The sequence below is a fragment of the Kitasatospora sp. NPDC091335 genome (assembly GCF_044757205.1).
In the GTDB taxonomy this organism is placed as follows: Bacteria; Actinomycetota; Actinomycetes; order Streptomycetales; family Streptomycetaceae; genus Kitasatospora.
The window spans coordinates 111,205-133,508 of sequence record NZ_JBIVUM010000005.1; the positions used below are offsets into that span (position 1 = coordinate 111,205).

General features: G+C 73.7%; 2 protein-coding genes. One reads left to right on the forward strand and one right to left on the reverse strand.

Going from position 1 to position 22,304, the window contains the following annotated elements; translation table 11 throughout:
* Window positions 1–45 precede the first annotated feature (45 nt).
* The gene (locus ACIQOW_RS14305; protein ID WP_401084512.1) at window positions 46–20,706 is read left to right on the forward strand and encodes a protein-glutamine glutaminase family protein; all 20,661 of its coding nucleotides are present in this window, start codon (window positions 46–48) and stop codon (window positions 20,704–20,706) included.
* A gap of 60 nt (window positions 20,707–20,766) precedes the next feature.
* Here ACIQOW_RS14305 and eccD read toward each other — a convergent pair whose 3' ends face one another.
* Window positions 20,767–22,149, reverse strand: coding sequence for a type VII secretion integral membrane protein EccD (gene eccD, locus ACIQOW_RS14310; RefSeq protein WP_401083952.1), 1,383 nt, complete (start codon window positions 22,147–22,149; stop codon window positions 20,767–20,769).
* Between the last annotated feature and the right edge of the window lie 155 nt (window positions 22,150–22,304).

The window sequence follows — 22,304 nt, forward strand, 5'->3', positions numbered from 1 at the left end:
GCCGCCCGAGCTCCCCGAACGCCAGGAGTGCGCCCCGTGTCGATCATGCTGCCGCCGGGCTTGGCGAAGTTCTTCGGCATCGTGACCGGCATGAAGTGGCCGGAGGCCGACGAGGACCGGCTGCGCACGGCCGGGGACGACTACCTGGCCATCGCCGCGGAGATTCCGGAACTCCGGGAACAGCTCAGGCGGTTGCTGAACACCATCCACGAGAACGACGAGTTCGCGGGCGAGGCGGCCGACCGGTTCTACGAGCGGATGCTGCCACTCATCGGCGGAACAGGCGGCACCGACTACGTGACCGCGGCCGGCGTGATGGCCAAACAGCTCGGGGACTTCGCCCACAAGGTGGCCAACCAGGTCGAGTACGCGAAGTGGATGATCATCGCCCAGCTCATCCAGCTGGTGGCCCAGATCGCCTGGGCGATCGCCATGTCGCCGATCACCTTCGGCGGTTCGCTCGCGGGGATCTTCGTCGCCTACGAGACCGCCGGCGCGGTGATCAAGCAGGTCTTCATCTGGCTGTTCAAACAGCTCCTGCTGCACGAGTTCCTCTCCATCACCACCGCCATGCTGATGGACGGGATCATCCAGGGCATCCAGATCGGCAAGGGCCACAAGGACGGCTGGGAGAAGGAGTCCTTCATCCAGGCCGTCGAGATGGGCGCGATCAACGGCCTGCTCACCGGTCCGCTGGAACTGCTCACCTTCGGTCTCGGCAAGGCCTTCGGGCGGATCTTCGGGCGCGGCCTCAGCAAGGACCTCCAGGCCGACCTCAAGGCGCTGGCCGGCTCCGAGTTCAAGAACCTGGCGCAGAACGAGCTGAAGCACCTCCCGACCGGCACGCTGCGGGAAGCCCTCAGCCTGATGCGGAAGGAGGGCAGCCTCACGCTCAAGGAGGCCATCGCGCAGGCCAAGGCGAACGTCGCCAAGGACCTCGCGAAGAACACCGCCAAGGGTGTCGGGAAGAACACGGTCAAGGAAGTCGCGGGGAACGCCGGGAAGAAGGTCCGGAACAACGCCCTCAAGGACCTCGCGGACAAGGTCGGGGAGAAGGTCGGCAAGCAAGCCGGCAAGGAGGCCGGCGAGCAGGGCATCGAGAACGTCGCCCAGCACCTCAGCAAGGTCGAGAAGCTCACCCAGACGATGGGGGAGACCTTCGAGCGGGAGCTCGTCAAGCTGGGCGTCGACGCTGAACTCTCCAACGCTGCAGGGCGGTTGATCGCCTCACGGGTCGCCAGTGAGGGGGCCCGCTACGCGATCGACCTCGGGGCCGTCAACAAGCTGGTGTCGACGCTGGTCGCGGCCGGCGGAAAGATGGAGTCGGGCACGCTCCGGGCCGAACTGCAGGGCGTCACCCGGCAGATCGGCCACCTGCAGAACGAGCTGAGGCAGCTCGGCGGCAGCGCGCTGTCCGGCGCGGAGCACAACCTGAAGTTCCTCCAGGCGGAGCAGCAGCACCTCAGGGACACCGTCAAGGCCACCCAGGACCTCGCGGGGCGCGCGGTGAGCCTGCTGGACGGCCTGCACCCGCAGACCGCGGGGCAGTTCCTGTACAAGTTCGGCGAGGGCGTCGGCAACTACCTCAAGGGCGGCGTCCAGAACGTCGTCAGCGAGGGCGCGTACAACCTGACCTTCGGCGAGAACCACGAGTTCACCGTCAGCGTCGAGAGCTTCTACGGCGGCGTCGCGATGGGCGCGCTCGGCCACCTCGGGCACATCGCCGGCGGCCCGCTGCGGCTGCGGCTGGAGGACGTGCACCTCCCCAACTACGCGCGCTTCCCGCTGGCCGTGGTGTCCACCCTGATGGGCCACCCGACCTCCCTGTGGACCTCCCGCCCGGAGGGGGCGGGGGGCGGCGCCGGGCTGCACGGGACCGGCCCGCTGGACGGCCTGCGGCCGGAGCACCTGAGGACGGACTCCGACGGCTCCTCGGCGTCGTCCGGGGACAAGCCGTCGGGGGACAAGGCGTCCGGGGACAGGTCGGCGAGGCCCCCGGCGGGCACCCCGAGGACGACCGGTGGGGACAGGGCGACGGAGACGTCGCCGGGCGGGTCCAAGTCCTCCTCCGGCAACGAGCGGCCGGAGGCGCCGAAGCCCACCGACACGACCGGGGGTCCGAAGGAGACCCCGGAGCAGGCGCCGAAGCGCGAACAGGAGCGGACGTCCGAACGGACGGCGGAGCAGACGGCGGAGCGGACGGCGGAAGGGTCCGCCTCGTCGGCGAGGGCCCCCAGGACGGAGTCGTCGGTCCCCGTGCCGACGGCCGAGGAACGGCGGACGCCGCAGCAGCCGGCCGGCGACGGGAACCGGAACGGCGACCGGCAGCAGAACCACGAGCCGAAGCCCGACGTACAGCCGAAGCCCGACGTACAGCCGAAGCCCGACGTACAGCCGAAGCCCGACGCGCAGCCGAAGCCGGACGTACAGCCGAAGCCCGACCCGGAGCCGGCCGCGCACCGGGACCAGCCCGAGCCGGTCGTCCACGAGCGGCTGGACTACCTCCTCACGGGCGACGCCGGCGACGTCCCGTGGACCCGCGGCAACTTCCTGCCCGAGGGGGAGAACCGGCAGCCCGGATGGGTCGCGGGCACGCCGGGCGACCACCTCCCCGACGTGCTCTCGCTGCTGCCCGTCGACCCCACGCGCTACACCGTCGTGATCCACACCGACGGGAACGGCGAACCGATGCCGGCCAAGGACCTCGCCGCCGTGATCCTCGGCCTGGAGAGCCTCGGGCACCTGTCGGGCGGCCGCCGCACGATCGAGTTCGTCTCCTGCAACCTCGACAGCGCGAACCCCGGCTACGTCCGGCAGGTGATGGCCGAGGTCTGGTCGAACCCGAAGTCCGCCGACCTGCGAGCGGTGGCGGCGAACGGCCCGGTCTGGGTGGCCCCCGGGTTCAACGAGTCGCACACCATGAGGACGGGCCCCGGCACCGGTCACGTGATCGTCGCGGACAAGGTCGGCTTCGACGCGCAGGGCCGCCCGACGGTCGTCGGCGGCGGGGAGTGGCACGAGTACGCCAAGTCGCCCGAGGGCGGCGAGCCGACCGTCACCAGGTCCACCGCGCAGACGCCGGCCGAGTACCTCCCCGGCGGTGAGTACCACCGTCCGATGGAGGGCGCCGAGCGCTTCGGCACCGACTCCGAACCGGACGCCTACCACTACACCGACGCCCCCGAGCACATCCGCGCCGAGGCGGACGGCGCGCGGGCGGAGCAGTGGCGCAGGACCCAGCGGGACCTCCAGGACCGGTACGAGGCCAAGCTCTCCGAGGCGGCCGAGGAACTGCGGGCGGACCCGGACGGCAGCGGCCACCGGCGCGAGGACGAGGCCGAGCGGCTCCTCGACGAAGCCCTCGACGCCCCGGGCCGGTTCCCCGAAGGGGCGCCGGCGAACCTGCGCGGGGCGGTCCACGAGCGGGCCCGGGCGATGATGTACGAGGAGCTGGCCGCCCGGCCCGGTGAGCGCGAGCGGATCCTCGGCGACCTCGACGGCCTGGTGCGGGTCGCCTCCGTCCGCGAGGCGGCCGTCCGGGTGGCGGTGCAGCACTTCGACCGGGCGGCCGCCGCCTGGAACGCCCCGCGGATCACCGACGGCGCCACCGGGACCGCCCACACCCCCGACCGCACCCCCGCCGCCGTCGTGGACCTCGTCCGGCAGGACTTCACGGCGCGCGCGGAGGCGGAGGCCGCCCGGATCTACGCCGACCCGGACAGCCTCACCCCCGAGGCCAACACCCGGGCCGGGGAGTCCCTTCAGCGGCTCACCGAGCACGCGCGCGACGAACTCGTCCTGGCCACCGACCGCGCGAACGCGGCGGCCCTCGCCCAGGACCGGGTCGAGCGGGCCGCCGCCGACTGGTACGACCGGCTCTCCCCGGCCGACCGGGAACTGCTCGACGCGGCCGGGGTGACCGGACGTCCCGACCTGTCGTCGAGCAGCACGCAGGCGATCCGGGACCGGCTGCGCGACCGCATCGCCGCCGACGTCGAGCGGGCGGCCGGCCCGCTCGACGAGGCGACCGGCAAGCGCCGGGACCGCGACGAGGCCGTGGAGCTGTTCACCCGGTCGCTGGCCGGACACGAGCAGGCGCTGCCGCACGAGTTCGCCGTACAGGCGGTCCGCGAGGCGGCGATCCGCCGGGCCGTCGCGGAGACGGAGAAGGCGGCCGACTCCTGGGCCGAGGACGCCGCGCGCAAGGAGTTCGCCGAGAAGTTCGGCGCGGGCGAGTCCGACGTGCCGCGGGCCAAGGACACGGTGCTCCGCGAACTCGCCGGGGAGCTGGACCGGGCCGCCGCCGAGCGCGTCGGCGAGCCGGCCGCGCTCCGCGGTGCCCTCGACCGGCTCACCGACCCCGCCGCCCTGCACGACCGGCTCACCCACCAGGCCGCCCGCCTCGCCGTCCGCCGGCAGGCCACCGCGGAGGCCCAGGCGGTCGCCCGCGAGCACGGCCTGTCCACCCACGCCTCCGAGCGCCTGACGGAAGGCCACGGCGACCGGATCGCCCGCGCCTTCGACGAGTCCTTCCGCTCGCACGAGGACCTCGCGGGCCGCCAGGAGCACTGGCAGGAGAGCCACCGCGAACTCACCGGGGAACTGGCCGAGCACGCCGCCTTCGAGAAGGCCGCGGCCCCCGCCCTGCGCGAGGCCGCCAGGGGCTTCGACGGGCTCGCGGCGCGCCACACCCTCAACGAGGCCCTGACCGACCACCTCAAGCGCGAGTACGGCGACGACTTCGTCGCCCGCTACCGCGAACTGTGGACGCTCGCCCACTTCGACGAGGCCGGCTGGTCCGCCCACCAACGCGGCCACGAGGACGCCTTCGGCAGGCACCCGGACGTCACGGAGGCGCCGGTCAGGACCACCGGCGGCGACCACGGTCCCGCCGACGGCCAGATGATCGTCCGGGCCCGGGACACCGCCGACCAGCCGGGCGGGGACGACCTGGCGACGGCCCTCGGCCCGGCGTCCGGCGCCCCGGCCTCCCTCCACGACCGCCCGCCGGCCACCACCGAGGTCCGCCCCGGCGTGCACTGGCTGGCCGACCGGGGGGCGGACCCGCGCGCCACCGACGAGGCGCTCGCCCACTTCCCGTCCGACCCGTCGCACTTCACCCTGGTCTTCCACGGCACCGGATCCGACGGCGCACCGCGTCTCGACGGAAAGCCCGTCACACCGCACGAGCTGGCCAGGACCGCGCTCGACCTGCACGACCGGGGGGTGTGGGACGGCCGTCCGCTGCGCCTGGCCGGCTGCGACGCCGGGCGCGGCGGCGCGGACTCGTACGCGGCCCGTTTCGTCGCCGCCCTGCGCGAACAGCGGCCGGCGCTGAAGGTCGAGGTGGACGCCCCGGGCGGCACCCTGTGGTCGGTGCGCGACCACGCCGCCGGCGCCGGCTCGCGCCGGCTGATCGTCACCCGCGAGGTCGGCTTCGACAGCAGGGGGCTCCCGCGCGTCGAGGCGGGCGGCCACTGGGTCAGGCTCGCCACCCCGGACGAGCACGCCCCGGTGGTGGCCACCGAGCTGCCGGCCCACCTGGACGGCGAGTCCGCGCCGCTGGTCGCCACGCCCGAGCACCCGATCGTCGCGCCGGACCCGCAGGCGCACGAGTTCGGCGCGGGGCGCAGGCAGCTGTACAACGCGCCGGAGTACGAGACCGTCGCGAGGAACTTCGAACAGTCCGTCGGCCTGCTCGCCTACCGGAACGAACGGGCGGTGCAGGCGGCCCGGGGGAGCGCGTACCGGCTGTACGAGGTGCTGAAGGCGGCCCACGGTGACCCGACCGGGGAGCAGGTCTACCGGGTCTTCCTGAGCGGGGAGCTGACCTCGGCCGGCCAGGTCGGCGAACAGCTCACCCAGGAGGGGTTCCACGAGCTGCTGGCGACGGGCAACCTCCGCGAGCTGATGACGGCCTTCTTCAACGCCGCCTACGCCCACGACGCCGTGCAGGCGCCCGGCTCGTTCGGCCTCAAGCGGCTGCTGACCGGTCTGGCCGACCACGAGAGTCCGGTCGTCCGGTTGCGCGAACTGGGCCTGGACACCGCCCGGGTGCCGCAGCAGCTGGACTACCTCAACAGCGTGACCCGGAAGGTCTCGCACAAGCTGACCGGCGGGCTCGGCTACTTCGACAAGGACTACTTCGCCACCGGCGCGGTCGCGCACCAGGCCCCGCTGGCGCTCCACCGGGAGTACCGGGCCAGCTCCGACGCCCGCACGCCGCGGACCGAGACGGATCCGCCGAAGCCGGACGAGAAGCTCATCAACGTCCGGATGCCGCTGAGCGTCCGGGAGCTGGACTTCCAGCGCACCGACTCCTCCCGCGCCCTCCACTGGGAACCCGGCAACGTCAGGCAGCAGGTCAACACGGCCTCCACCTGGTACGGCGAGACCCGGAACACCAAGGGGATGCAGCTCAGCACCGGCGTCTCGGCGACCACGGCGAAGATGCTCGGCGCGTTCCGCGCGCTCAAGGTCCCGGACGTCCCCGCCCAGGACATGCTGCTCGCCCTGGTCGGCTGGATGCTGCCGCTCGGCGACCACTCGCTCTACGAGATCCTCAAGGGCGCCGAACTCGCCGGAGAGCTCCCGCCGGTGCCGTCGCACCTGCTGACCGAGGCCGCCGCGATGTACCGCCACGTTCCCGGCCTGTCCGAGGGCACCCTGCGCCGGGAACTCGGCATGCTCCCGCACGAGGCGGTGTACCACGCCCTGGTGAGCCGCTCACGCCGCAACGGCGGCTTCGAGGAGGCGGGCCTGGAATCCGTGCGCCGGGTGTGGCAGCGGATGGTCGAGCCGGGCCGGGAGCCGTACCCGTACGAGCGGGAGTGGCTGGCCGACAACGGGCTGACGCGGGCCACGCTCGCCGAGCGGCTGAGCCTGGCCCACGTCGAGGCGTTCAACATCTACACCGGGACGGCGTACCCGCTGATCAACGTGCTGCTGAAGTACGACGGCGGACCGTGGCTGCACACCGCGCTGGGCCGGCAGATCGACGCGCTGCTGGCCGGACCGGTGTCGGCGGTGCCCTCGATGCTCCTGAACCACCCGGAACTCGGCGGGCTCATCGCCAGCCCCGAGCCGCGGTACCGGACGCCCGAGCACTCCGCGGAGATCTCCCGGATGGCCAGGGAACTGCTTCCCGAGATCGAGAGGGAACTGCGGATCCACGCCGAGATGATCGTCGAGGCGCTGGACCGGCTGCCGGCGGTGACCGGCGTCGTCTACCGGGGCGACTGGGCGCTGGGCCGCCTGGACGGGCCGGAGAGCGTGTTCACGGCCGGCAAGGCCGGGGACGTGATGAGCAGTTCGGGGCTGCTCAGCACCAGCCGGCTGCCGAAGGCGGCCGAGAAGTTCCTGCCGCCCGACGTCAAGCTGGACCGGTTCGGCCTGGCCCACCGGGTCCTGGCCCGGATCCGCCTGGGGGGCGAGAGCGGTGTCGACATCACGCCCTTCTCCCGGTACCGGGACGGGGAACGGGAGATCCTGATCAGGCCCGGTGCGGTCCTCACCGCCACGGGCAGCGGCACCGGGAGCACGGCCGTCGGACCGCACGAGCGGATCGACTACGTGGAGACCGGATCCGTGCGGCCGTTCGAGTGGCGGAACGACGCGGCCGAGTGGCCGCAGAGGCTCCACGAGCAGCTCAGGTCCCAGGTGGCGCTGCTGGCCAACACGTCCGAGGTGCGGTTCCACCAGGACCTCTGGCCGCTCGCCAAGGCCGCGGGCGCCCACCTCGGGCTGCCTGACGCGCACCGGGCCGACGCGGCCACCCCGGACACCACCCTGGTCCGCCGGACGACCGAGCACCTGTGGGACGCCGCCCGGATCGCCGCCACCCTGCACGAGGCCGTCGGGCACACCCTCGCCGAGCTCACGGGCGTGTCCCTGGTCGCCACCCTGGCCCGCACCGAGCTGCTGCTGCCGCCGGACCACCGGATCACCCAGGACGACCTGCGGCGGTTCACCGACCGGGTGACCGGCAGGGCCGGGACGGGCGACCACGACCTGCGCCGGCTCCTGGCGGTCGCCCAGGACGTCGAGTACACCGGCCACGCCCCGGCCCTGGCCGACCTGCGCACGGCCTGGGCGGCCGTCGGACGGGCCGCCGCCGAGCCGGTGACCCCGGGCGAACCGGGTGTGTACCTGCTGGGGGACCGGCCCGCGAACCACGAAGCCCTGGCGGCGCTCCTGACGACCTTGCAGTACCGGGACAACTTCCTCACCGTGGTGCTGGACACCGTCGGCGGGCGCCCCGGCCTGCACGGCACCGCCCTCACCCCGGCCGAGGCCGCGCACGCCCTGTTCAAGCTGGTGGAGGACGGCAGCTGGGACGTCCGCAAGCCGCTGCGCCTGCTGGCCGGCGACCTGGCGTCGGAGGCCCACCGGTCGTACGCCGACCAGGTGCTGAGCCACCTGTGGCGGATGAACCGGAAGATCGTCGCCTACGCGGCGGCGGGGAACGTCTGGATCACCACCTCGCCGTTCGGCACCACGCACCTCGTGGTCGCCGACCGGGTCGGCCTGTCCGCCGGCGGGCAGCCGGTGTACGTCGGCCCCGGGAACTGGGTCTGGCTGGAGCACGGGAGCCGGCCGGAGGAGGTCGGGCCGTACTTCGCGGACGAGTTCACCGAGTTCAACGTGGGCAACGGTGAGGGAACCGCCCTCGTCGGTCCGGCGCCGCACACCATCGGACTCGGCGTCGACACGCTCTCCCCGGGGGGCGCCCACCCCGGTGCGGACCCGGCCGGGGCCCAGCCGCCGCACGAGGCGGAGCAGGATCCCGCAGGGCAGATCATCGAGCTGGACGACCTGGTGGACGGCGGCGGGGGCTCCGGCCACGGACCGCAGCCGGGCGACGGGAGCGCCGCGGGGGGTCAGCAGAACCAGGCACCCGCCCCGCCGGTGCCGCAGACCCTGCCGCCGGTGCCCGGTCCGCCCGCGCACCGGCTGGCGGGCCCCGACTGGGTCCAGCAGGGCCGGCCGCTCACGGACGGCGCGGGAGGGTTCCACGGCTGGGTGCTGGACGGCAGCGTGCTGCCGGAGTTCGGGTACATCGAGGGATCGGCCCGAACGTACGAGATCGTGGTCCACACGGACGCGGACGGCTATCCGACGGTCGGCGGACACCGGGTCACCGCCGAGGAGATGGCCGGTCTGATCCTCTCGCTCAGGCAGCAGAGGTACTGGAACGGCAGGGACGAGATCGAGTTCGCCGCCTGCCGGCTCGGTGGGACGGAGAACGGCGCCTACCTGGCCGCACTCCAGGTGCACCTCTACATGAGGAACGTGAGCGTCACCATCCGGGCACCCAGGGAGGACGTCTGGTTCGCGCCGTTCCCCGCCCGGCACGCCGACGACCCCGCGCATCCCGGCGGCGGCCGGACCTTCGTCTCCTCGGCCTCGGTCGGCTACGACTCGCACGGCTTCCCGGTGATCGCCGAGGGCGGCACCTGGGAGGTCGTCGAGCCCTTCGCGGGCCAGGGCGCCAACGTGCAGATGGCGACCGCGACCATGGAGGTCCCGGCCGGCTACTCGGAGGTCCACGCCGACCAGGTCAGCACGGAACTGCCCCCGGAGCTGCGGTTCACCGAGCGGGCCCCCGCTCCGCCGCCGCTCGACACCGCCCCGCGGCCCGGGCACGGCGGCGACGAGAACGGCGAACAGCCCCCGGTGAACCCGTACGCGGACCTCTTCGGCACGGACCAGCTCGCCGGTGAGGCCGATCAGTCGGTGCTGCCGTTCGGCGACCTCTCGGGCCTCTTCTCGATGGACCTGTCGACCGTCATGGGGGACATGAACCTCGGGCCGGTGCCGGCCGAGGACACCCTCATCGACCTGACGGCCCAGGGACTGGAGGGAAGCCTGGCCACCGGGACGCCGAACGCCGGGGACGTCTTCACCCTCCTCGACCTCCTCGACGGCGCCCCGGGCAACTTCGACCGCCTGGTGATCCGCTACGCGGAACGGAACAACGGCCAGGACCTCGTGCGGGTGCTGCACGACGCGGCGCAGCAAGGGCTCCTGGGTGAAGGGGCCGCGGCCCGGGTGCTCGGCCGGTTCGGCCGGCCGGACGTCGCCCCGCCCGCGCACCTCGCCGACGTGTTCCTGCACCCGGACGAGCTGGCGGTGTCCGGCCGCCTCCGGACGTCCCTGATCAACGGCGAGGAGTCCGAGCGGGTGCTCGCGGCGATCCAGCCGCTGCGGGAGGACCTCAGGACCCTGTGGCGGGCCCTCGACTTCTACGACCGCGGGGGCGAGCGCCCGCTCCTGGAGGAGCTCCGGACGCGGTTCCCCGAAGCGGCCGAACTGCACGCCTACGTCAGGAACGGCGAGCTGTGGGAGCACCCGGTCGTCGACGAGGCGGGCGCGATGGACCTCTTCCACCAGCTGAGCCGACTGCACTACGAGGCGGCGGACGGGCAGAGCCACCGGATCCCCTTCGACTTCCCCGACAACGGCTGCTTCGACCGGGCGCACCTGATGGCCGTGCGGCTCACCGAGCTCGGCGTCACCAACCAGAAGGTCTTCGTCCGCTACCAGACGGCCACGGGCGGGGCGGGTCTGGAGGTCACCTCGGCGAACGCGGCGGCGCCGCTCTCGGGGACCGGGCCGCGGCTGGTCCGGTGGGGGTTCCACGTCGCCGTGACCGTCGACGTCCTCCTCAGCGGGGCCGACAGCCCGGTGCCGATGGTGATGGACCCCTCGATGGCCGACCGGCCGCTGCTGGTGGACCACTGGATGGCCCTGATGGGCGTGGGCGTCGGGACCTCGACCCACCTCGGATCCCGGTACGCGGACGTGGTCGACCACTTGGCCCGGCTCCACGGAGACCCCGCGGTCACGACGGACGGCCTCGGCTTCCCCACGGGCGCCGCGAGCCACTACTTCGTCGAGCGCGAGACGTACTTCCTGACCGCCGCGGCCAACGACCGGAGCCAGCCCGGCAACGACGAGCCCGGCGGGCGGAGCCTGCGCAGGTCCGAACGGTTCTTCCGGGAGAGGCAGCTGGCCACCACCGACGACCGCCGCGCCGACGCGGCCGTGCGGGGCCTCGACCGGATCATCGAGGGAACCTTCGACAACCACATGTCGGACGAGCGGCAGCGGCCCGAACTCTTCCGGTTGCAGGAAGTGCCGCCGGACGGAGACTGCCTTTACCACGCCGTGAACGCGGTGCTCGCCCCGGAGGGCGCGGACGCGGCCGCACTCCGAAGGCGCGTCGTCGACTGGATGCAGTTGCCCGAGAACTTCGGCATGGTGCGGCGGTTCGCCCGGGAGTTCGGGACGACCGTCGGCCAACTCGCCCGGACCATCGGCCACACCGGCAACTGGAACACGGCGGCCGGGGACCTCGCGCCGCGGGTGGTCGCCTCCGCGCTCGGGGTGCGGCTGCACATCCACCGGACCGGTCAGCCGGTCCACGTGCTGGAACCGCTGAGCGGCCCGGCGCCCACCCGGGACGTACACCTCCAGTTGGAGGCGGACCACTACAGCGCGTGGGTCCCCACCCAGAAGCGGGGCCGTGAGGACGGGGACGGGGACGGGGGCGGCGCCGACGGCGAGGGCCCGCCCGCCCGGAGGCCCAGGGTGGATCCGTCGTCGGAGTCGGAGCCGACGGACACCTCCACGGACACCTCCACGGACACCTCCACGGACACCGCGATGGACACCGCGATGGAGACGGACGACGCCCCGGCAGCGTCGGACACGGCGATGCGGGAGGACACGTCGATGCGGCCGGCACCGGCGCCGACCGGGCAGGACGGGCAGGTCGTCGTGGGCCGGCCGCCGGTCGGGCTGGGCGGTGGCGAGATGCCGGTGCCCGGGTCGTTGCACGAGCGGGTGCGGGAGCTGGAGCACCTGTCCTCGGAGGAACGGCGCCGGCTGGCGGCGGACGAGGCCTTCATGGCGGGCCTGCGCGCCGAGTTGGGGCCGGAGGACTTCGCGCAGGCGGCGGCGCGGCTGCTGATCGACGTCGATCCCCGGACCCACCAGCCGGTGGCGGCGCGGCGGACGGCCGAGGAGCTGGTCGCGCGGATGCTGGCGGACAAGGAGGTCGCGGAGCGGCTGGTGGCCGCGGGACCGCGAGTCGTCGTGGTGCCGCGGGACGTCCCGATGACGGAGGTCCCCGGCTTCGTGGCGTCCGGGCACGGCACGGGTGACGGGCGTGACTGGTCGGTGGTCCGGGGCTCCAGCGGGGACGGCCTCGTGCTGATCACGGAGGAGAACCTGCTCGGTGCGCGGACGTCGGTGGGGCCGCACCTGGCGTACGCCGAGGGCTACTCCACGTCGGCGCACGAACTGGCCCACGCGATCCACGAGTTCGGGATGACCGAGGCGCAGAGGGAGCTGGTCGGGCAGGCCTACCGGGATCGGAGCGTCTCCGACGCCCTGGCCGAGCTGTTCGGCGAGGAGAGCGTCACGGCGTGGCCGGACGGCGGGCTGCGCGACGGTGCCGGCGACCGGGTCGGGAACTACTCGGCGCGCAACGAGCACGAGTTCTTCGCGCAGTTGGTCACCGCGTACTTCGGGCACAACCACGGCAGTGACCCGGCCACCGGGCTGCCGCGCAACAACGGGGCCGAGTGGGTGCGGGAGAACGTGCCCGAGCTGGTGCCGCTGCTGGAGCGCCTGTTCGGGAGCGACCCGCGGACGGAGCGTCCGGAGCCGGCCAACCAGGTCAGCCGGACCGGGGCGGAGGAGCAACTGTTCGACGGGTTCCGGGAGTTCATGGACTCCGCGACCCGGTCGGACGAGCCGGACGTCGTCCGGCAGAACGAGGAGCATGTCGAGGAGCAGCAGGAACACGTCGAGCAGGAACACGTCGAGCAGGAGCATGTCGAGGAGCAGCAGGAGCACGTCGAGCAGGCGCAGGAGCCCGTCCAGGAGGCCCCGGAGCAGCCCGGCCACCACGTCCCCCTCGACGACGTGATCACGCAGATCCTGAACCCGTCCACCTCCGCCCAGCACCCCGTGACCGAGCCGGCTCCCGTCACGGCGGTGACGACGACCGTCGTCTCGGAGGAGGCGCCGCTGCCCGTTCCGACCCCGCCGCCTGTTCCTGCCCCGCCCACCCGTTTCACGGAGCGCGGGCTGGCCGCGTCCGACGTGCTGGTGCACCTGGAGAACCCCAGGACGCAGGACTTCGACACCCTCGTCAGCCGGTTCGCCGATGCGCTGCACGGGGACCAGGAGGCCGCGCGGTCGCTCGCGCAGAGCCTGTTCGGCGGCGAGACGCTGCGTCCGACGGTGTCCGCGCTGTCCCGGGGGGACGTCCGGGAGGTGTACTTCCAGGCCGGCCGGTGGTCCGGGCAGGTCAGGATCACCGCCACGGTCGGGCAGGGCCGACACCTCAGGCAGCTGTCCGGCTTCGAGTTCGAGTACGGCTCGGAGCAGCAGAGCACGGTCGGCATCGTGGCCGACCGGCTCAAGCAGGCGAACATGGGTCTTCAGTTCAAGTCGAAGTTCGGCGGTTCGGGGGACCTCACCGCGACCCTCGGCTACCAGCACGGCTGGATGCACGGCAGCACCACCGCCGAGGCGAGCCGGACGATGGCCCGCGGCAAGACCACCGAGCCGACCGAGCTCTTCGCGACCCCCTTCGTCCTGAAGGTGGAGTTCCTGGACGCCCGTCACCACGCGGCTCCGGGCACCTGGCGGTCGCCGCAGCCGGTCGAACTCACGCTCACCGGCCACGTCGCCGTCCCGAGCCGGGAGACCGCCGGTGCCCCGCAGCAGGAGCAGAGCCACTTCGCGGTGCCCCTGGAGGTCTCCGGGCACCGCCGGCTGGCCGGCTCGCACATCGTCACCGACGTGTGGCCGGTGGAACCGCCCCGGCCCGCTCCCCGGGTGGACGAGCAGGGCGACGTCCAGTTGCAGAACCTGGCCGAGCGGTCGAACGCGTCGGCCATGGAGAAGTTCGTGGCGAACTTCGAGGCCGAGGCGAAGGCCTACTTCGGCGGTCGCTGGGAGGAGCTGCGGAGCAGGATCCTGTCGGAGCTCGACCTCGACACGCTGCACCAGGAGCTCAAGGGGACGATGTCCGGTCAGAAGCTGGTCATCACGGACGAGAGCCTCACCGGGGCGACCGCCGTGATCACCATCGGCGGCGGGTCGGTCACCCGGATGCGGCAGGTCCACACGCTGCCGAGCACCGAGTTCAACATCGCCACCGCCACCGCCCGTTCGCACGTCGAGCAGCGGACGACCAGCAAGGAGTGGCAGGCGTCGGCGGTCGGGAACGGCACGGACAAGAAGGGCGGCGGCGGTGGCGGCGCGGGCATCAGGGCCGGGCGGGACGGCGTCGGGCTCGTCGGCTCCGGCTCGGACCTGGGGAGCGGCACCAAGACCAAGCGGCCGGCGGTGCTGTTCGAGGGGACGGCCGAGCTGACCGTCACCTTCGGCTGGCAGGGCGGTCCGCTCGCCCGTCCCGCCGACCGTTCCGCCCACGCCGAGCTGGGCTTCCGCACCGTGATCGACCAGGACGAGGCCGTCCCGGTCCCCGCGGCCGATCAGGCCGTGGCCGGGGCGCGGCCGCCGGAGTTCGTCGCCCGGGAGCTTCCCGGCCCGCCGGCCGACCCCGTGCACCCGCTGGACCGGGACGTCCCGGCCCCGGTGGACGAGGTGTGGTCGGGCCTGCCCGACACCACCGTCGTGCGGGACCTGCGCGACGTCGCCCCGCTGCACCGGGAACTCGACCGGGTCGGCGCGCTGCTGCTCGGCGAGAAGGCCTGGCGGCAGGTGCGCGGGGACGTCCTCCAGGCCTACTCGCACGCCGCGGTGAGCGCCCACCTCGTCGGCATGTCCCGCGGCTCCGCGCTGCGCGGCCCCGAGGTCACCGGCGGTCCGCTGCGGGACCTGCACCTCGCCACCACCGTGCGGATGCTGCGGATGACCCACGTGCGGACCCAGCAGGGCGCCGAGCTCAACCCGGTCCGCGAGACCAGCACCTTCGACTCGTCCCGCCACCTGCGCTCCGACACCCTCAACGGCCAGGTCCAGGGCGGCGGCAAGGGGGTGGTGCACACCTGGGACAACGTGCGGAACACCTCGGACAAGCCGTTCGGGGACAGCCTCCAGGGCACCGTCACCGGCTCCGTGGAGTCGCGGGTCCGCGATGGCTGGCGCGGCGGGGAGTCCGGGAAGAGCTTCGCCAACGGCAAGTACGCCAGCCCGCAGGAGCTGTACCGGGTCGAGTTCGAGGTGCTGCTGAGGGCCAACGGCACGGACCGCCGGCCCGTCGTGCTCACCGCGGAGCTGAGCCTGGAACAGGTGCACACCGCGCTGCGCGCGATCGACGAGCAGGAACGGACCGGCTTCCGGCCGCCGCAGAACCCGGTGGAGGCCGTCCCGCCGCTGCCGCGGCCCGTCGCGCACCAGGCCGGCGAGGGGGCCCCGGCGCCGCTGCGGCTGGGCCAGTCCGACGTGGTGCTCAGTCTCGGCCGGGGGGACACCTCGGTGCTGCGCAACGTCCTGGCCACGCTGGAGGGGCACACCGGCAGGCCGGTGCCCGCCGACGTCGAGGCGAGGCTGGCCAGGTCGATCGACGCGGACGGCCTCAAGTCCGAGATGTCCAGGCTCACCCGGGGCGGGCGGATCCGGGTGCCGGTCGAACTCGACGGCTGGAAGGGCACCGTCGTGGTCGGGGGCGAGCTGCAGCGTCCCCGGCCGCGTGAGACGCCGGTCACCGGCTTCGAGTTCGAGTCCGGCAGCCAGCAGCGCACCACCACCGGCACCACCGCGGACTCGCGCACCCGGATCCGGGTCCGCGGCCGGGTCGGGATCTCCCTCCCGTGGGTCGACGCCGCCGTGCAGGCCACCCACACCCGCGACTACGTCAAGGGCATCTCGATCGACCGGACGGGCGGCACCAACAGCCGGGGCAAGAGCGTCGAGGCGGCCCAGTTCACCGACGCGGACGCCGTGTTCACGACCACCTTCGAGCCGGGCAAGCGGTCGGGCGCGATCGCCCCGCCCGATCCCGTCACGGTCCCCGCCGTGGTGGCCGCCCCCCGGCGCACCGCCCCGGACCCGAACAACCCGCGGATGCCGGCGAACCACCGGTTCGGTTCCTCCGACGTGGTCACCGCCGTCCACCTGAACCAGGACCGCAGCGGGACGGTGCACGACCTGGTCCGCGGTCTGGGTGACTCCCCGGTCGACGCCCGCGGCCGCACCGCCGCCGCCTTCCTGGGCAGGGACTGGTCGGGCCTGGCGGAGAAACTGGCCACCAGGCTGGACTTCGACCGGCTCCAGATCGACCTCAAGTCGATGATGTCCGGCCACCCGCTCGTGGTGGAGCACGGCAGGAGCAAGGCGCTGGTCACCGCCGAGCTGGTCACGCTGAACCGGACCGGGCAGCTGCCGCAGGTCGAGTTCAACATCGGGACCGGCCACCAGACCTCGCTCACCAGCGCCGACGGCGGCACCAACACCGGCGGCGGCCACGGCACCGCGGTGACCGTCAGCCTCTTCGGCACCGGCAACCCGACGGCGGTCGGCCCCAAGGCGGTGGGCGGGGTCAGCGGCACCGGGGCGAAGGGCGTGGACCGGCTGGAGCACGGCAGCGACTCCTCGGCCGCCGGAACGGCCGTCAAGAGCAAGGTCCCCGGCGTGGCGCACGAGGCCGCGGTGCTGCTGAGGATCCGTTTCGAGCACAGCCCGTTCGTCCGGCTGCACCCGTCGGACGCGATCCGTCCCGACCGGGCGGCGCAGCCCCCGGACGCGAACGGCTCGGTGCTCGGCAGGATCAACCGGAGCCTGAGCCGGTTCGGCGACCGGGTGACCGGGCTGGGCCGCTACGAGCGCAGGGTCGTCGAGGCCACGATCCACGCCGACGTGGTGATGGAGGCCGACCGGGACCAGCCCGTGGTGCCCTCGCGCTACGGTGCCCCGAAGGAGGGGTTCCCGCCGCTGCGCCCGGCCGAGGCGGTCGTCGCGCAGGAGCTGCGGCGGCCACCGGCGTCCCTGTTCACCGAGGGGCCGCGCGAGGCCGGGGTGCTGCGCTGGATCGACGACACGTCCGGCGTGCGGGACCTGCTCACCGTGTTCGGGTCGAGCTTCTTCAAGGGGCGCACCTGGTCCTGGCTGGAGTCCGTGGCCCGGAACACCCACAGCCACGCCCAGCTGTCCGCGCTGTTCGGCTCGGTCTCCCGGGGGCGGGAGGTCCTGCCCTCCCCGGAGCCCGGGGGGCCGGACCGTGACGTCATGGTGCGGGACGGCCGGAGCGTCGGCACCCCGTCCCCCGGCGGGCGCCTGTTCGTCGCCGACGCCGACATCACGGCCAGGATCTCGATCGTCCAGCTGGAGTTCCAGCGGGAGAACGCGGCGGCCGCCCTCAGCCCCGCCAACGACTCGGCCGGCGGCGGGCGGCGCACCCGGCTGGACTGGGGCCTGTGGAACGCCCAGGTCCAGGCCGGGGTGAAGGCCGGCCTGGAGGGCGGTACCGACCTCACCGGCACCGTGACCGGAGGGTACGGGCAGCGGTGGCGCGACGGGGCGTCCACGGGTGCCTCCGGCAAGATCGTCGCCGGGGCCAAGTACGCCGACCCGAGCGTGCGGTACACCGGCTACGCGGAGATCGAGGTCACCTTCCGCGACGGGGACCGCACGCTCACCGAGAAGGGCCTGGTGCCGATCGAGATGGAGGTCCCGCGGGACCGGACCGAGATGGTGACCTCGGACGACAGCCAGCGGGTGCTCTTCACGACCCTGCACCCCGGCGGGGAGCGGATCAGCCGGGGTTCCGTCCCCGACGCCATAGCCAAGGTGCTCGCGACCCCGGTGGAGGGCGCCGGCGGCCGGGTGCACTGGCTCGCCGACCTGGCCGAGCGGAACGCCTCGCCGGACCTGTCGGCGGCGCTGGCCGGCCTCCCGCACGACGACGGGCACTTCACCGTCGTCTTCCACGGCAGGGCGGAGAGCGGTGCCCCGACCTGGCTCGGCGAGGAGGTGACCCCGGAACAGTTCGCGGGCGCGCTGCTCAGGCTCGCCGAGGGCGGCCAGTGGCAGGGCGAGGACCTGCGCTTCCTGTCCTGCAACACCGGGCAGGGCGTGGCGGACTCCTTCGCGGCCAGGACCCTGGGCCTCGTGCACGACCTGGTCACCGCCCGCCGGACCGAGGCGGACCGCACCGGAGTGCCGCTCAGCCCCAACCTGGCCCGGCTCGCCGACGTGACCGCCGTCGCCGGCGACGGCTCCGTCTTCCTGACCCGCGGAGCGAACCCCCGGGCCGTCGTGGCCCGCAACGTCGGCTACAGCGCCGACGGTCTCCCGCTGGTCGAGGGCCCGGGCGACTGGCACCGCCTGCGCGTCGAGGACGGCCGGGTCCACGCCACCGCGCTCGGGCAGGAACTCCTCCGCGACGACCAGCAGCCGGTCCCCCTCGCGACCGGGAACGACCCGATCGACCCGGGCCAGGGGCCGGCGGTGCGGCTCATCGGCGAGGAGGCGGTGGCGGAGCAGGACGCGGCGCCGGTCGTCGTGCCGCCGGTCGAGCAGCCCACCTGGAAGCTCCAGCGGGGGCGCGCCCTGGACCTGCTCCAGCCGGAACCGGCGCCGCAGCCGGGGCCGCGGACGGAGGCGGAGGTGGCGGCGGCCGCCGCGATCAGGGCGGAGAACCTGAAGCGGCTGGCCTACGACTACGGGACCGGGACGGACGCCCTCACGGCGCTGACGGACCGGCTGCGCGAGCGCCCCGTCGGCACCGAGGCCACCGTGGCGCTCACCCGGCCGGACGGTCAGGACGTGCTGCTGCGTCTCGGCCGGGACGCGGACGGCTCGCTGAGGCTCGTGGACGGGGGCGACCGGGTCGTCACCATCCGCACCGACGCGGCGGAGCCGGCCACCCGGATCCTGGAGGTCCCCGGCGAGGCCGACGGCCCGGCCGCGCCCGCCCCCCGGGAGGTGGCCCGGGTCACGTCCGAGACCCATCTGTGGGTGACGATGTCGAACGACCACGTGTCGAGGACGGAGCTGACCGGGCTCGGGGCGAACGCCTACACCATCAGGGCGGAGAACTCCGGCGACATGTACCACATGCGCGCCGCCCTGCTCGCCCATCCGGACCGGGCGTTGCTGGTGTGGAACGTCAGTGAGGCGACCAGGAGGCAGGTCGAGGGGATCATCAACCTCCACGACGACCTCTTCACCCAGGGGCGAAGGATCCACTACACGACGGAGACGAGTCTGCCCGCCCATTCCTGGCGGAACGAGACGGCGGCTTCGGAGGACATCGCGACGCGCATGACGAGGAGCATCGCCGGCGACCACTGGAGGTTCGTCGAGCAGATCATGCCGAGGCCGAGGCCCGCGACCGCCGAGCCCCGGCTGGGATTCCTGGCCGGGCAGCTGGACAGGCTCCAGACCGGCGTCGAGGAGCACCGGGACGAGGCCGGCGACCGCTCACTGCGGGCGGCCCGGATAGCCGAGCTCGCCCGGAGCTACGGGCACTACACCCCGCAGGAGGCCGAGGCCTTCCAGCGGGACCTGGAGCACCCGGCCCTGGGCCGCTTCGAACCGGACCAGGACTACGTGATCGTGACGTACCGGGACAGCGGCCACAGCAACCGCGCCGGCGCCAACGCACCGGCGCTCGACACCGGGCTGGTGGGGGTCCGCCAGATCATCGACCAGGTCAAGGGCGCGGCGGGCGGACGCTTCAAGGTCGTCGTGATGGGCGAGCAGCCGGAGGGGTGGACCGGGCAGGCCCTGCAGAACTACTGGAACTGGCCGTCGGTCGGGAACAGGCGCAAGGAACTCGCCCTCCTGAGGTACCTCGCGGACAGCTACCGCATCGTCGGTGCGGTCGGCATGCGCAGCGGCGTCATGGACGAACTCGCCTTCGCCGGGATCAAGATCGTCTCGATCGACATCAGCCCGCACCGCGACGAGGCGGACGGGTTGCCGAACCTCAAGCAGTCCAAGGGATGGACCCGCGGTCTCCGGTTCGAGGAGGCGTACGAGCGGTACTACGGCCGGGCGTTCGTCACCGACCCGCGAGCGCAGGACACCACCTACGCGGAACCGGGCGGCGCCCCGGTCCACTTCGACGGACGGTTCAGTGACCGGGACGCCGCCACGGTGCGCGACGCCATCGAGTTCTACTTCGACGGCGCCGGGAACTCCGGGGCCGTCCGGCACGTCTCCCACCCGCACGAGGCGGGCCAGGTGGACGAGGCGCTGCACCGGCTGGGGGACGTCCAGGACATGACCGGCCTCGACCTGGCCCGGAGGACGCTGCCCTACCTGCGCGAGTTCGAGGGCTTCAAGGCCCAGATCCCCGAGGTGTGGGAGCTGGTGGAACCGAAGCTGATGGAGGCGGAGGACGCGGCGGCCGCGCACGAGTCGCGGGCCGCCGAAACCTGCGGACGGAACGTGGCCGGGTTCGCGGAGCGGGGGCTGGCGGCGCTCGGGGTCACCCAGGCGGCCGACCTCCTGGCGAAGGTCGGGCCCGGTCCGCTCGCGGCGGAGCACCCGATCGGGGAGGTCGCGACGAGGTTCATCGGCGAGATCCGGAAGGCACTCGTCCAGGCGTTCGTCGAGAAGGAGCTGGCGGGCAGGCCGGAGCTGACCGGGAAGGCCCTCAAGGACTTCCGGAAGGAGGTTTCCGACACGGCCCAGGAGAGGGTCGGCGCGCTGTCCCCGGAGCAGCTGCGGGCCGTCCTCAGGAGCTGCCTGGAGGAGTACGGCGGGTTCCCGTAGGAGAACGGGACGGGCCCCGGCCGGAGGCGTCCGGCCGGGGCCCGCCGGGCGGGGCGGTGGTCAGCCGGCCAGGCCGCGCAGGGTGTGGTAGACCCCGCAGGCCTGGAGGGCCAGCGGGAGCAGGGACAGAGCGCAGAGGGTGTGCAGGATGTCGGCGAGGCGCCCCCAGTAGGGGAGCAGCCGGCGGCCGGGGACGGTCCAGGCGGCGACCAGGAGGGCGACCGCCACCGTCAGCAGGGCGGCCAGCAGGAGCAGCCGGCCGGTGCCGGAGGCGTCGGTGGTGGCACGGGCGAGCAGCACCAGGCCGCCGAGGACACCGGGCAGCAGGACGGCCAGACGCTGGCGGATGCTGCCGACGGCCCGGCCGTGCAGCAGCAGGAGCAGGCTCATCGCGCCCGCCTGCGCCGGGCCCGCCCAGCCGTCGGCGAAGGGCAGCACGGCCAGGCAGACGGCGCAGACGGCGCCGATCGCGGAGTACAGGGCCATCAGGTAGTCGTCGGCGACCAGGGCCCGGGGCAGTACGGCGGAGGCCGGGACCGGCTCGATGTTCTGCTGGAGCTCCTCCGCGTTGCGCGGCAGCATCGGCAGCCGCAGCCCGGACAGCCGGAAGGCCAGCGAGGGCACGAAGGCGCCGACCAGGACGGACACCACCGCGATCACCGCCACCAGCTGGGCGAGCGTCATCCCGGAGAGCACCAGCACCCCGGACCCCACCCCGAGCAGGGCGACCAGCGCCACCCCGAGGAACAGCGGCGCCGCGGCGCCGACCGCCGCCAGGGCCAGCACCGCCGCTCCGGCCCCGGCCGAGGAGGCCGCCAGGATCCGGGCCCCGAGCAGCTCACCGCCGCCCGGCCCGTTCGGCAGCAGCAGGGCGGCGAGCGCCAGGTACGGGACGGCGGCGGCGCCCAGCGCGGCGCCCGCGCCCGCGTCGGCCATCGCCCGGGAGGCGCTGGCCGCGCCGAGCAGCAGCAGGAGGGCGACCGCCGCCGCGGCGGCCTCGCGCGGGGCGGCCGGTCCTGGCAGGGCGAGCAGCACCCAGCCGGCCGCGAGCGCGGCCAGCGCCAGGGCCAGCGCCAGGATCCGGGTGAGCGCCGGGCGCCAGGTGTCGCCGCGCTCGTCCATGCCGGTGGCGAGGCCGTCCACCAGGTCGTCGAAGTGCACCTGGGGAAGGGCCTCGTGACGGGCCCGCAGGTACAGCGCGTCACCGTCGTGCAGGCCCAGCGCCTCGGCGGTGCGCTCCTCGTCCAGCGGCTCCTCGCCGAGCCGCTGCAGCACCCAGCCGCCGTGCTCCAGGCCCTCCTCGGCGAGCCCGGGGCCGGCGTGCCCGAGGACGGCGGGCAGCAGGTCGGCCAGGGGTACGTCGGCGGGGACGGCCAGCTCGAAGGCCGTCCCCGGCGCGTGGAACCTCAATCGGCACAGTCCTGCCACGACACTGCTGCTCACGCCGGTCCTCCGGTTCGGTGGGATTGGTCCGCTGCTCCGCCCGGATGAACGGCCTGCCCGGCGTGCCGCGTTCAACCGGCCCCGTGAACCGGAGGCACGGTGCCGTCCGTGGGTCAGAACGGGGACGGCCTCGGGCGCGGGAGCGCCGGCCGCCC